Origin of the sequence: Planococcus rifietoensis, assembly GCF_001465795.2 — a bacterium.
Lineage (GTDB): Bacteria > Bacillota > Bacilli > Bacillales_A > Planococcaceae > Planococcus > Planococcus rifietoensis.
Window position 1 is genome coordinate 3152532 of record NZ_CP013659.2, and the last position, 13775, is coordinate 3166306.

Below are 13775 nucleotides of genomic sequence, written 5' to 3' on the forward strand. Positions count from 1 at the left end.
TCATTTACTTATGATACGGCTCACCCTTCATAATCCGGAAAGCCCGATATACCTGCTCCAGCAAGATCAACTTCATCAATTGGTGGGGAAACGTCATCTTCGAAAACGACAATTTCTCATCCGCGCGCTTCAACACTTCGTCGTGGAGGCCCAGAGATCCCCCGATAACGAAAACGACTTTGCTGCGGCCGTAAGTCATGAGTGATTCCATGTCTTTGGCGAGCTGCTCGGAGGTCTTCATCTTGCCGTCGATCGCCAGGGCGATGACGTAGGCGTCTTGTGGGATTTTTGCGAGTATGCGCTCGCCTTCTTTCTTTTTGACGATTTCCATATCCGCTTCGCTTAATTGCTCCGGCGCTTTTTCGTCCGCGACTTCAATCTCCGTAATTTTTGCATAAGCCCCTAAACGTTTTGCATATTCTGCAATGCCCGCTTTCAAGTATTTCTCTTTCAGTTTTCCGACCGTCACAATGGAAATGTTCACAACTTATCCCCCTTTACACGAAATTTACAAACAAGTTGCCCACAGACTTTATGCACATATCCACAGGCGATTCTACATCTTGTAGAATTTTATTTACTCGCCACAAGATACAATGCCTGTTGTTCACAGTAGTTGCACTTTGTGGATAACTTTTCGCTATCTGATAATTCAGTCAGTATAGGATAGCTTTCCGTTTTGGCAACAAATTCGTCAAGCCCTTGTCCCACATGCGTTTGGCAGCAATGTAGCTCCATTTTTACGCCTCCTTTCGATTTCCGAATATTCAACACAGTTATACACATTTCGTTCCCTTTTATCCACAATCCATTTTAACAGATATAAAACACTACGGATAGCGAAGCTTTTGCCGCCTGTGGATTGTTAACAATCGATTTTTAACAAAAAAGTTATCCACATGCCATTTTCCCGAACAATTGCCCTTTTTCAGCTAAAAATTCGAGCTCCGAAGTGTATAATATTCAGCTGATTTTTGTTTCTTCCTTTCATTTTCGGAAATGAAAAAAACAGTTCCAATTGGTGCATAAAACACCAATTGGAACTGTTCAGGTATTACTGTGTGGAATTGTCAGTGAGTTCAAGCTCGAATTCGAGCAATTCTCCGTTTCGGTATGCTTTTACCTGCAGCATATCCCCAATTTGTTTTTCGTTGTAAAGATGCTGGCGCAACTCGATAATATCGCCAATTTCTTCACCATCCAGCTCGACGATGACATCGTATTGGCGCATGCCCGCTTCATCCGCCGCAGAAGACGGGACAACCGAGCTGACGACGACACCTGCCGTGACGTCTTCCGTCAAATTCAATGTATCGTCACGGTATGTGCTCGGCACTTGCGCCAAATCAATCAGCGTGATGCCCATTGCCGGACGCACCATTTCACCCGTTGCTTCGAGTTGATTGATGACCGGCAGCGCCGAATTGATCGGAATCGAGAAGCCGATTCCCTCGACTTGAGAAGTGGCGATTTTCATGGAGTTGATGCCAATCAATTGCCCTGCCAAATTGACGAGCGCACCGCCGCTGTTTCCGGGGTTGATCGCTGCATCTGTCTGCAAGACTTCCGCTTGCCAGTCTTCTGTGCCGTCGCCGTCCAGGTCGACCGGCACTGCCCGGTCAGTGCCTGACACGACGCCGCTCGTCACAGAACCTGAGAATTCAAGACCAAGCGGATTGCCGATCGCGATGACCGCTTCGCCGCGCTTCAATGCATCCGAATCACCCAGCTCCACAACACCCTGCACTTTCTCGTTGCTCATTTCAAGAACAGCGAGATCGGTCCAAATATCGCTGCCGACCACTTGTGCGTCGACTTTCGTCCCATCGGCCAACGTCACTTCGATGCCGCTCGCGCCGTCAACGACGTGATGGTTCGTTACAACATACGCGGTATCGCCTTCACTTTTATAAATGACGCCAGAGCCCGTGCCGACTGCCTGTTCCTGGCTTTGCGAGAAGAAATCCCCGCCTGTCTGGAGATTCGACACGCCGACTACCGCATCCGACGCCTCGTCGACTGCTTTCGTCACGTCAGTCGTGATATCAAGCGACGCGCCTTGCTGCTCACGGTTTTGCTGCTGGATCTGGGTGCCGGAATTTGTTGATTCGGTGCCTGGCAATAAGCCCGGTGCTTGCGAAAACAACAGCCACATTAATAACGCTCCGACCAGTACGCCGAATATCCCCGCAAAGAAACTGCCCGCACGGCTCGGCTTCGGCTGCCTGCCATTCGGCGTTTGATTGTAATAACCCATAGCCTCCATCCTCTCTTATGCCTCTCTTTTTATCATAAGATGTACCCGCCAAAATGCAAGCAATCCTCCCTGTATGAGCAGGCTAGAAGGTTGTCATTCAACTTACTTTGTACACTTTTAAACTGGATGATTGGTCGTAGGGCAGTAAGATGATGCTTCCCACAACTATTACTTCGACTTCTATATTCATCCCACACGAGCTGATGTAGATCGAAGCGGCGAATAAACGGACGAAGTCACGCTAAGTCCATTTATTTGCGACGTATCTGATTGGGAAATGCGGGAGCAACGTAGAGTTACCCGATGCGCTTCAGCAACTTTTCCCCAATCACTATGCTTTTTCGGCATAAAGATCTTTTTAAGCAAGCTTATAGAACTAGTCTATAGTATTTTTCCCCTCACTCTAGCTGATGAGAATGGAGGCGGCGACTCCTGCGGGAACAGCGCGAGCTGAAGACCCTGGACTGAGCGCAGCGAGGGAAGCGGCTGAAGCCGTGCCCGCGGAAAGCGTCCGCCGCAGTGAGCATCAGCGGCTCTAAAAACAAAAAAGACTGCCCCACAGGCCGCATCTAAGGCTTCTGGGACAGTCTCTCCTATCTATTCACACCACAACCAAAGGCGTCGCTTCGGTCGGCGAGGTATCAAACAAATCGACGTAATCGCCGACGATGATGCCTTTTGTCTGCAATGTCTGCTCGACGCTCATGCGCGCGAGGTCTTTCATGTTATTGTCTTTGCTCAAATGCGACAAGTAGATGCGCGTCGGCTTCTCCGCGAGCACTTCCGACATCGCCACCGCCGCATCTTCATTCGACACGTGCCCGACGTCGCTCAGGATGCGTCGTTTGACCGACCATGGGTAGCGCCCCATCTGCAACATTCCGATGTCGTGGTTGCTCTCAAACACATAAGCATCGGATGCGCCGATGATGCCTTTCATGCGATCGCTGACATAGCCCGTATCGGTGATCAGCGCAAGTTTGCGCCCATGTTCATGGAATACATAGAACATCGGGTCCGCCGCATCATGCGACACGCCGAACGATTCGATGTCGAGGCCGCCAAACGATTTCGTCGTCTCCATATCGAAATGGAAACGCTGGTCGACCGGAATCTCGCCGACCAGCCCGTCCATCGCCGTCCACGTTTTGGCGTTGGCGTAAATCGGCACTTTATGCCGGCGGGCGGCGATGCCGAGCCCTTTAATATGATCGCTATGCTCATGGGTGACAAGAATGCCGTCTAGCTTGCCCATATCGCGGCCGATGGAGGCGAATAACGACTCCAATTTCTTGCCGCTAAGCCCTGCGTCCACTAAAAACGCATGCTCGTCGTTTTCTATATAAATGGCATTGCCAGTCGAACCGCTGGCCAATACACTGAAGCGCATAGTTAAAATCTCCTTACTCTGCTGTTTCCTCGTTCTTTTTATTCAATTCAATGACACCGTCTTTGATGGCATTGACGAAATGATCTGTTTCGACACCTTCAGAATCCTTCACACGGACGCGCCAGGTCGGAACGAACATCTGCCGGTTTTCTGACACTTGCACATGCGTCGAATAGCCAAGTTCGACTTCCGTGATGCGGCTATTGGTCTGAAGCAGACTCTTTTGATAGAGCGTATGGATCGCTTCTAGCGGTTTGATCAATCTCTTTTGCTCTTCATTTTCGATAATATTGTTAAATAAAGTTTGCTCGAAGCCAATCACGGCATCGTTTTCATTCCAGAACACCGTCAACTGGCCGCCCGTGCTATAGAATAGCGGGACGTCTGTGATCTGCTGGAAAAATACCGCGTGGTTCTGGTCTTCATCGATTTTCCATAAGGTGTATTCTGAGCTTTCCGGAACTTCCTCTTCAATGAATGCCTGCAGTGCGTCTTCTTTATCGCCTTCTAGATCGACTGGCTTATCGTAAGTGATTTGCAGCAGCCGTTCATCTAAAACATTGACGATCCCGTCAATGTCCACTTCGTTTTCAGTGAACGATTTTGATTCGCCGCGCACATAGGGCTTGTCTTCAGATGAATCCGGCAATGCCGAATAGGTGATATTGTCTCCGTGGAGCTTCTCATCGATAGACGATTCCGGAAGTGGTTGGATCTGTTCGGCTTCCGTATAACGGTCGATATACAGTGAATACAAGAAAACATTGAGAATCGAAAAAACAACGATGAAAATGGTCTTTGTTTTACTCCAATCCAAGCTTCACGCCTCCTACTGATTCGTCAGATAGCCGTGTCCAGTTGCCATTTGCTTTATAATACCAAGCCGGTTGGAACATAATCAATTGACCGTCTTCACTGCGTGTCAGCTCATAGCCAATCGTCACTGCTTCAATCGTCGATAGATCTGTATCAAGGCGCGACAAAGCTTTCAGAACGACTTCGCCTGACGTCATTTCGACGTCACGGGTTTCAGCGACTGAATCGCGGAAATAAGTCGGACGGCTATAACGGAATGCCTGCTCGATGCCGTCACTGATGCCCCATTCGACGTCTAGACTCACGGCCATCGTATTGCTAAAGACCGGCAAGCCATCAAAAAACAATTGATAACTGATCTGCTGGTTGACCGATTTCATGCCAAAATACACATATTGGTCGGTCCAGCCGCCGTGTTCATTGACGAAACTAATCGAGTTGAACACCAGGTCGGACGGGATCGCCGGGTCGGAGGTTTCGGCTTTCGGCTGTACATAATTGATGCTTTTCTGGCCGTCCAATTCGCGCATGATGGCCCCTGACTCATCGGTGAATTCCTCACTCTGCAGGTCCCCTGCAAACTGTGAGCTCGGGCTGTCCATGATGGCATCTGCAAATGTAGATGCTGGAGTTTCGCCCAGCAAATAATTAAAAGCTGTCTTCTCTATCGGGCCTTCCGGCACATAGACCGGCAATGTGCCGATGTCAGGATCCGTGACGTAGCGGTCGTACTCTTCTGATGGCTGCACATAGTCGCCGCGGAACTCAATCAACTCAGCGTCCGATACTTGTGCTTCGTAAACCCGGCCGGATCCGGTGTTGATAAAGTAAATGACAGAATCGGGATTTTCCTCTGTGCCCCATTCGACTACGACCCTGTTAAAGGTCGATTCCGGCAAATTATTATCGGAAATGTCCATGATGATGTCAAACACAGGAAACGGCACAGCCCCTGGATAATACAGCACGGTGCGCCCCGGTTCTTGTAAATACTGCTTGAGTACTTCGGTCCCCGCTTCTTCTTCAAATAGCTGGACGTCGGAAATCTCCCATTGCTGGATCGTGTCCAACATCGTTTCAATTTTCGGTTTGTGAGAAAGTGCCGGTCACTTCGTTTTCGTGGTGATACAACACTTTCACGGGCCTCACGACTTCCTCTGCGCTGCGCTTGTCGCCGATTGAGACATCATCCACTTGCGTGGGCGTTTCGAGCTCCTCAAGCTTTGGGGTGAATGTCCAAATAGTGAAAGTCAGTGCCAGGCTTAGAAAAATCAAAATAAACAAGGCAACGGATTTTACATGCTCCAAGTATTTCAATCCCATTCACCTCCATCATCAATTTCATATGGCAAGGTGAAATAAATCGAGGTCCCTTTGCCGTAACGGCTTTGCGCCCAAATCCTACCGCCGTGGGCATTGATCATTTCCTTTGAAATCGCAAGGCCAAGCCCCGTTCCGCCCATGGCACGCGAACGCGCTCGGTCGACGCGGTAGAAGCGGTCGAAAATGCGCTCGACATTTTCTTTCGGGATGCCCATTCCTTCATCGCTGATTGAAACGAGCAATTCGCCTTCTTTCTCGCGGACAGAAAAGCGAACTTTGCCGCCTTCCGGAGAATACTTCAAGGCATTGGAAATGATGTTATCAATGACTTGCGTCAATTTATCGGTATCGATTTCCACGAAGTACTGCGATTTCGGTACTTTCCGCTCGAACGATACATTTTGGGATTTCGACATTTCAAAGCGGTCGATGATGCGGTTGAAAAACACACCGAACTCGACCATTTCGCGGCTTAAATCCGCTTCGCTCGAATCCATCTTCGACAATTTCAGCAAATCGTTGACGAGGCGGATCATCCGCTCGGTCTCGGTCTGCGTGACATTGAGGAAATTCGGCGCGAGATCCGGATCTTGCCAAGCACCGTCAGCGAGCGCCTCCAAATAGCTGCGCATCGTCGTGAGCGGTGTCCGTAGTTCATGCGATACGTTCGCCACAAACTCACGGCGTTCCATATCAATCTTCTCCTGCTCGGTATTATCGTGCAGGACGGCGATCAAGCCGTTGACAAAACCGGTCTCTTTTTGGATGACCGAGAAAGTCGTGCGCAGAAGCGTCGCTTGATCTTGTGAACTGATATCAAGCGTAATCGCATCGCGCATATCGATTAAATCTTCGAATGTATAGGATTCATCCAAGCCAAGAACCGTCGTGACAGGCCGGTTGATGACTGTTTCACGTGAAACATTCAATAATTGCAAAGCCGGTTCATTGATCAAGATGATGCGCCCTCTGCGGTCTGTCGAAAGAACGCCATCCGTCATATTGGCAAGCACCGAGGCGAGTTTACGCCGCTCACTTTCCGTTGACTGCTGGGATTCCTGCAGCCGATTTGTTAAGTGGTTGAACGCCCGGGCAAGCTGGCCGATTTCATCTTCACTGTAAACGCGGACTTTGCGTGAGAAATTGCCTTTTGCCATCGCCTGCGCTTGCCTGCGCATATCAGCAATCGGCCGCGAAATCGTCTGGGCGACCAATACGCCAAGCACAGCCGTGATGACCAAAGCAATGGCGGTACCGCCGGCCAAAATGGAGTTGATGGTGTCCATTTGATCATAGACATTCTCGACTTCCGCTTTCACATACAGTGTGCCAAGCATCTCGCCCCCGACCGCCGTGATTGGCAAGGTTCGGACCCATACCCGCTCTTCTAGGGTTCTGTCTATATATGTTTGCGTGAGCAGCGTCTCCCCGACGATGGAGCGACGGATTTGGTCATCTGTCGAACGCTGGCCGACGAGCGACTGGTTCTCGCCCAAGGACGTTGCCAAAATCCGGTAACGATTATCGACGACGCGGATTTCAATGATATCCTGCGAATTAAAATTAGAAAGGACCGACCGAAGGCTCTGCTCGACTGTCAGGTCCTCGTCTGTCCGGTTGCGGATCATCTCTTCGCGGACGCTGAACTCGATGATTTCCATGCGGTCTACAATCGAATCCTCGAAGTTTCCGCGCAGCGTTTGTTCGAGCTGCTCGGAAAAATAAAGGCCGATGATCTGCATCGCCAACAAGATCAGCAAAATATAGATCAATACAAATTTCACATGGATCGACTTAAAAAAACTGGTTTTCAGCATTCAGCCTACTCCTGTTCAGGGTTCCGCAGGTAGTAGCCGACGCCGCGACGCGTCACGATCCACGCTGGGTGACTCGGATTGTCTTCAATTTTTTCACGCAAGCGGCGAATCGTGACGTCCACTGTCCGCACATCGCCGAAATAATCATAGCCCCATACCGTTTGCAGCAAATGCTCACGCGTCATGACTTGCCCGATATGTTTCGCTAAATAATGCAAAAGCTCAAACTCCCGGTGCGTCAATTCGATCGTCTCTTCGCGCTTCAACACCAAATACGCATCCGGCTGAATCGTCAACGACCCGACCTGAATATCATTCGAGCCTACGCCTTCCTCTTCTGCCGGCACAACATTCTGGCGCCGCAGATTCGCTTTGACACGCGCAATCAATTCACGCGTCGAGAATGGCTTCGTCACGTAATCATCCGCTCCGAGCTCAAGCCCCAGCACTTTGTCGATCTCTGAGTCCTTCGCCGTCAGCATAATGATCGGAAAATCGAATTTCTTGCGCACTTCCCGGCACACTTCCATGCCGTCGCGGTTTGGCAGCATGATGTCGAGCAGCATCAAGTCCGGCTGAATCTCTTCCGCCACTTTGATCGCCTCGTCGCCGTCATAAGCCACGACCACATTAAAGCCTTCTTTTTTCAAATTAAATTGCAAAATATCCGCAATGGGCTTCTCATCATCCACAACTAATATTGTTTTATTCATCTATCTTCTCCCCCTCTGATTCCCATTTGTTCCACCTGTACACAGCCGTTTTGACATTCTTTGCTATCCTTTACTTTATCATTATTTCAAGCATTTCGCACCTTTGGATGGTCACAGCGGGGCTCAGCGGCTTACGGGTTCTAGAGGCGTAAACGCCTGGCGATGATAGCGAGGGATTTTGTGTAGACGTATTTCTTTGTGCTAATTAAGCATCTTATTGGTCTTCGCCGCCCTGCTTGGGGTTGGCCTCTTGCCATAAGCCAAGAAGAACACTTGGCTTACGGCTTCGGCTCACCCCTTTACGCTGTGCGGCTGAGAGATTTCGTTGATTCAGGTGCGTTTAAATAGATATGCTTCTGTACGAGTTGCCGGCTAGCGGGGGAATCGCTTCCCAGGGAATATGAGAAGATAGCGGGAGTTTGCGTGTTGACCTATTTCTGCATTCTACTTTTTCTTCCTCTTATTATTCGCCGCTCTGCTTTGGGTTGGCCTCTTGCCATAAGCCAGAAAGAACACCTGTCTTACGGCTTCGGCTCGCCCCTTTACGCTGTGCGACTTGAAGATTTCGTTGAGTCGAGTGCGTTCAGGTGGATCTGCTTCTATAACTAGTTGCCGGCTAGTGGGGGAATCACTTCCCGAGATGCGGCATCTGACAAATAAGTGTTTGAACTGAAAATCATACTCTCTTCGATCCAAATGATATGAACTGCAAAATATGATGTATTTCCACACTTCCTATCGATTGGACAGAAGAAGTTTTCTTCCCCTCTAAAACTTGAGACGGAGTGGAAGGGGCCGACGCCTGGGGGACCGAGCGGGCTGGCGAGACAATTGTGCCGCGCTCTTTGGCACATTGGCTCAACACCCGCCCCCCGGCAAGCGTGCCCCTGGAACGCAGTCTAATAGCGCAAGCTATTTTACTCACTTGATCGAATGTTCTACAACACTCCAGATGCACTATCCCACAATCTATCTATATTGAAATACATAAAAAAAGCTCCCAGCACGCTGGCAGCTTCTTATTAGTTTATTTCTTCACATAATCCAACGGGTCGCGGTCCTGGCCATCATAGGAAAGCTCGAAATGCAGGTGGATGCCCGTAGAGCGCCCTGTCGTCCCCATATCGCCGAGTTTCGTGTGCGGGGATACTTTGTCTCCCACCTTGACGTCAATCGACGACAGGTGCGCATAGATCGTCTCATAGCCGTTCTTATGGTCGACGACGACGCGGTTGCCGAATGTGCCAGCTTTACCTGCTTTTGTCACCGTCCCATGGTCTGCAGAGACGATATCAAGCGTATCAGGCTGCGCGATGTCGATGCCTTTATGGGCACGGCCCCAGCGCTGGCCTTTCTTGCTTGAGACGTAGCCGCCATCTGCCGGCCACGTGAATTCGCCTGTGCCGATGCCCGGCAATTCTTTCTCGCCTTCAAGGACGATTTTGTCGACCGGCTCTTTCAGGATTTTCTCGCGTGTTTCGGAACGGCCGACGCGTTCGCCGTTGACTTCGCGTACAGCGTAGCTCACCGCTTTTTCGCCGCGCTTGCCTTTTTGGCCGACTTCCGTTTCGCCGATATAGACATCTTTGCTGTCTTTTTCGACCGTTTCGTATGGCATTTTCTTCAAAGCTTTTTCGGCTTTATTGACGAGCACGTCCACGCCGAGCTCATCTGTTACGTGTTCTGCAGCTTGTTTCGGCTCCATCACCTGTTTCGGGTCAATTTGCTTCGACAAGCCGTTGATCGGTTCCGAAAAGGAAATATCGGTGATGCGCGACTCGCCCGCTTTTAGCTCGGGCAGTTCCGCTGCGTCTTGCTGCTCTTCGAATTGCTCGAGCTCTTCTTCCGTTAAGGCGCTTTGTTTCATGAGCTGGACGGTCTCTTCATAAGCTTTCCGGTCTTTTACATAGACCGCCGCTTCACCGTCGACTTGCAGGGCGAATGCTTCCGCCTTGACCTTTAATTGCTCGTCCAGCTGGCTGATGACCGTGTCATCGTCTTTCGAGCTCGATGCCACAGCTTGTTCGGTGACAATGTTCAGTTCTTCACTCGGCGCGAGGCGCAGATTGTCGTAGTCGCTTGAGGCCGTTTCCAGTTTTTCATCAATCAATTCGTCGATTGGCGCATCGTCCGAGACGGCTCCGAGGTAGCTGGTGTTGTGATATATATGATAAACCGGCTCCAGGTTTTGCGGCTCATTCGGTTCGGCAAAAATCGTGTTGGCGCCGAATGCACTGGCAGCTAAAACGAGGGCGGTTCCGATTTTCCATTTGCGCAGTTTCAACTTGTCTTCGTTCTGGTGTTTCGCGTTCATGTTGCGGGTCTGGCTCCTTTCGTACTCCCGTAGAGGGGTCTTCCGTTTTTTTAACTTCCCCACTCTACCACATCCGTTTTCGCAAGCTCACCCGATAAACTCATTGTTACAGAAGCGTTATGAAACAGACAGTATTATCCAGTTATTGTCATGATTTTCTTTAATTCTGCAAATAGAGGCAAAAAACTTATGATTTCCGCCCTTTTTTTCCATTTCGCATCCAGTTTCTGTGACCTTATTGTCATAAACATCATATAAGCGCATGAGACGGCTTTTTTATTTATGGCGAATTTGTAGCAAACGCAAAAAAACCACTGCCCTCTTGAAAAAAGAGGCAGTGGCTTGTAGGGATTCGATTAACGCCAAACGCTTTTGACGATGTTTGTTTGGTTGCGGTCCGGTCCGACAGAGAAAATCGAGATCTGGACACCGGTCAATTGAGAGATGCGCTCCAAATAATGGCGCGCGTTGTCCGGCAATTCATCCAATGATTTGCACGATGTCACGTCTTCAGACCAGCCTGGCATTTCTTCGTAGACTGGTTCGCAGTCTGCGAGCATGCGCAAGTTCGCTGGGTATTCTGTGATCAACTCGCCTTGGTAACGGTAAGCTGTACAGATTTTCACTGTATCGAGGCCCGTCAAGACGTCGATCGAGTTGACGGTCAAATCCGTCAATCCACTGACACGGCGTGCGTGGCGCACGACGACGCTGTCGAACCAGCCGATGCGGCGCGGGCGTCCTGTTGTCGTGCCGTACTCTTTGCCGACTGTGCGGATCTGGTCGCCCACTTCATCGAACAATTCTGTCGGGAATGGGCCGTCGCCGACACGGGATGTGTAGGCTTTGCAGACGCCGATGACGTGTGAAATATTCGTTGGGCCCACTCCTGCGCCGATTGTGACGCCGCCCGCTACTGGGTTGGATGACGTGACGAACGGGTAAGTGCCTTGGTCGATATCGAGCATGACGCCTTGTGCGCCTTCAAACAACACGCGGCGGCCGGCATCAAATGCATCGTTCAGCACTTTCGATGTATCGGTCACGTATTTCGCGATTTCCTGTCCGTATTGATAATACTCTTCCATGATCTCTTCGACTGTGAAGCCTTCTGTTTCATAGAATTTCTCGAACATGCGGTTTTTCTCTTTCAAGTTCATGCGCAATTTCTCTTCGAACACAACGTGGTCCAGCAGGTCCGCCATGCGGATGCCGACGCGCGCTGCTTTGTCCATGTACGCAGGCCCGATGCCTTTGCCGGTCGTGCCGATCTTGTTCGCACCGCGGCGCGTTTCTTCCACTTCGTCTTGCTTGATGTGGTAAGGCAAAATGATGTGCGCGCGGTTTGAGATGCGCAAGTTCTCCGTTGTCACTCCGCGGTCGTGAAGGCCTTTCAGCTCTTGCACAAGCGCTTTCGGGTCGACAACCATGCCGTTGCCGATAACTGATGTTTTATCTTTATAAAAAATCCCCGATGGAATCAAATGCAATTTATACGTTTCGCCGCCGAAAATGATTGTGTGGCCAGCATTGTTCCCGCCTTGGTAACGCGCGATTACTTCTGCGTGTTCCGACAGAAAATCCGTGATTTTCCCTTTTCCTTCGTCTCCCCATTGCGTTCCTACTACTACGACTGATGTCATCGTCCGCACCTCCGTTAGGCTTGTCGCCCTGTTTCAAACAGTCTTTATTGTATCAATAGAGCGCCTTGGCGTCAATATGAAATCAAAGAAAACACGAACATCGAAATGCATGTGCGCATTTAATGTTCGTGTTTAATAGATGCTTTAGAAATCGCCGCCGCCTTCTTGGTCAGCCCAATCGATGGTGACGAACTTATTGTATTCCTTCACAAACGCCAGCTTGACGGTGCCGGTCGGGCCGTTCCGCTGCTTGGCGATGATGATTTCAATCATGTTCTGGTCTTCGGTTTCTTTGTCGTAATAATCTTCACGGTATAAAAACGATACGATATCGGCATCTTGCTCAATCGATCCGGATTCACGTAAATCGGACATCATCGGCCGTTTGTCTTGCCGCTGCTCAACCCCACGGGACAGCTGCGACAAGGCGATGACCGGGACTTCGAGTTCACGCGCCAGGCCTTTCAATGAACGGGAAATATCGGATACTTCCTGCTGGCGGTTTTCGCCGGCCTTGCCGGGTCCTTGAATGAGCTGCAAATAATCGATCATGATCATGCCAAGGCCGTATTCCTGTTTCAAACGGCGGCATTTCGCGCGGATATCGTTGACGCGGATACCCGGCGTGTCGTCGATGAAAATGCCAGCATTGGATAAACTGCCCATCGCCATCGTCAGCTTGCGCCAGTCTTCATTCTGGAGCGCACCGGTCCGCATGACTTGAGCATCGATATTGCCTTCTGCGCAGAGCATCCGCATGACGAGCTGCTCTGCCCCCATCTCCAAACTGAAGATCGCGACATTCTCTTCGGTTTTCGTCGCGACGTTTTGCGCGACGTTAAGTGCGAAGGCTGTCTTACCGACGGACGGGCGGGCAGCAACGATGATCAGATCGTTGCGCTGAAAGCCCGCTGTCACTTTGTCCAAATCGCGGAAACCGGTCGGGATGCCGGTGACATCACCTTTACGCGTATGCAATAGCTCGATATTGTCGTAAGTTTTCACCAAGACATCTTTAATGTGGATAAAGTCGCCAGCGTTTTTGCGGCTCGACACTTCCATCATTTTCTTCTCCGCTTCGGCAAGCAACGCCTCCACTTCGTCTTCGCGCGTAAAGCCGTCTTCGACGATCGTGGTGGCCACTCGGATGAGGCGGCGCAATAAGGCTTTCTCTTCCACGATATGGGCGTAATGCCCAACGTTTGCGGCTGTCGGCACCGCATTGGCGATCTCGGTCAAATACGATAAGCCGCCGACATCTTCCAGCTCTTTCTTGACCGATAGCTCTTCTGTCACCGTGACCAAGTCCACCGCTTTGCCGCGGTCCGTCAAATCGATCATCGTCTGGAAAATCTTCTGATGGGCGACGCGGTAGAAATCCTCCGGCATGACAATTTCCGCTACGGAAACAAGTGCCTGTGGCTCCAGGAAAATGGCCCCGATGACGGATTGCTCGGCTTCCTGGTTATGCGGCGGGACGCGGTCGATCGATTCGTTCATAT

At 50.5% G+C, this 13775-nt stretch carries 12 protein-coding genes; all 12 read right to left on the bottom strand.

Annotated features, from left to right (window positions below; translation table 11 throughout):
* Positions 1-4 precede the first annotated feature (4 nt).
* The 12 genes from rlmH to dnaB all read right to left on the bottom strand — a co-directional run bounded on the left by rlmH (position 5) and on the right by dnaB (position 13773).
* Positions 5-484 carry a 23S rRNA (pseudouridine(1915)-N(3))-methyltransferase RlmH gene (gene rlmH / locus AUC31_RS15645; protein ID WP_058382294.1) on the bottom strand — a complete coding sequence of 160 codons (480 nt, stop codon included), beginning with the start codon at positions 482-484 and terminating at the stop codon, positions 5-7.
* Positions 485-573: 89 nt separating this feature from the next.
* Positions 574-786: a CxxH/CxxC protein gene (locus AUC31_RS17585; RefSeq protein ID WP_335339109.1), complete on the bottom strand. Its 213-nt coding sequence runs from the start codon at positions 784-786 to the stop codon at positions 574-576.
* Between the two features lie 268 nt (positions 787-1054).
* Positions 1055-2257, bottom strand: coding sequence for a S1C family serine protease (locus AUC31_RS15650; protein WP_058382293.1), 1203 nt, complete (start codon positions 2255-2257; stop codon positions 1055-1057).
* 601 nt (positions 2258-2858) lie between these two features.
* Positions 2859-3647: an MBL fold metallo-hydrolase gene (locus AUC31_RS15655; protein ID WP_058382292.1), complete on the bottom strand. Its 789-nt coding sequence runs from the start codon at positions 3645-3647 to the stop codon at positions 2859-2861.
* A 13-nt stretch (positions 3648-3660) separates the two neighbouring features.
* On the bottom strand, positions 3661-4464 hold the full coding sequence (locus tag AUC31_RS15660; protein ID WP_058382291.1) for a two-component system regulatory protein YycI: 804 nt from the start codon (positions 4462-4464) through the stop codon (positions 3661-3663).
* On the bottom strand, positions 4451-5536 hold the full coding sequence (locus tag AUC31_RS15665; RefSeq protein WP_250636865.1) for a YycH family regulatory protein: 1086 nt from the start codon (positions 5534-5536) through the stop codon (positions 4451-4453). Before AUC31_RS15665 ends, AUC31_RS15660 begins: the two co-directional genes overlap by 14 nt.
* 4 nt (positions 5537-5540) lie before the next feature.
* Complete coding sequence (gene yycH, locus AUC31_RS17975) at positions 5541-5780, bottom strand: two-component system activity regulator YycH (protein ID WP_250636866.1); 240 nt, start codon at positions 5778-5780, stop codon at positions 5541-5543.
* A complete protein-coding gene (gene walK / locus AUC31_RS15670) occupies positions 5777-7603 on the bottom strand; it encodes a cell wall metabolism sensor histidine kinase WalK (protein ID WP_058382290.1) in 1827 nt (608 codons plus the stop codon). Before walK ends, yycH begins: the two co-directional genes overlap by 4 nt.
* A 5-nt stretch (positions 7604-7608) precedes the next feature.
* Positions 7609-8316, bottom strand: coding sequence for a response regulator YycF (yycF, locus tag AUC31_RS15675; protein WP_058382289.1), 708 nt, complete (start codon positions 8314-8316; stop codon positions 7609-7611).
* Positions 8317-9343: 1027 nt separating this feature from the next.
* Positions 9344-10630, bottom strand: coding sequence for a M23 family metallopeptidase (locus AUC31_RS15680; RefSeq protein WP_058382288.1), 1287 nt, complete (start codon positions 10628-10630; stop codon positions 9344-9346).
* A 356-nt stretch (positions 10631-10986) separates the two neighbouring features.
* A complete protein-coding gene (locus AUC31_RS15685) occupies positions 10987-12273 on the bottom strand; it encodes an adenylosuccinate synthase (protein WP_058382287.1) in 1287 nt (428 codons plus the stop codon).
* A gap of 144 nt (positions 12274-12417) precedes the next feature.
* On the bottom strand, positions 12418-13773 hold the full coding sequence (gene dnaB, locus AUC31_RS15690) for a replicative DNA helicase (protein WP_058382286.1): 1356 nt from the start codon (positions 13771-13773) through the stop codon (positions 12418-12420).
* Positions 13774-13775: the final 2 nt, after the last annotated feature.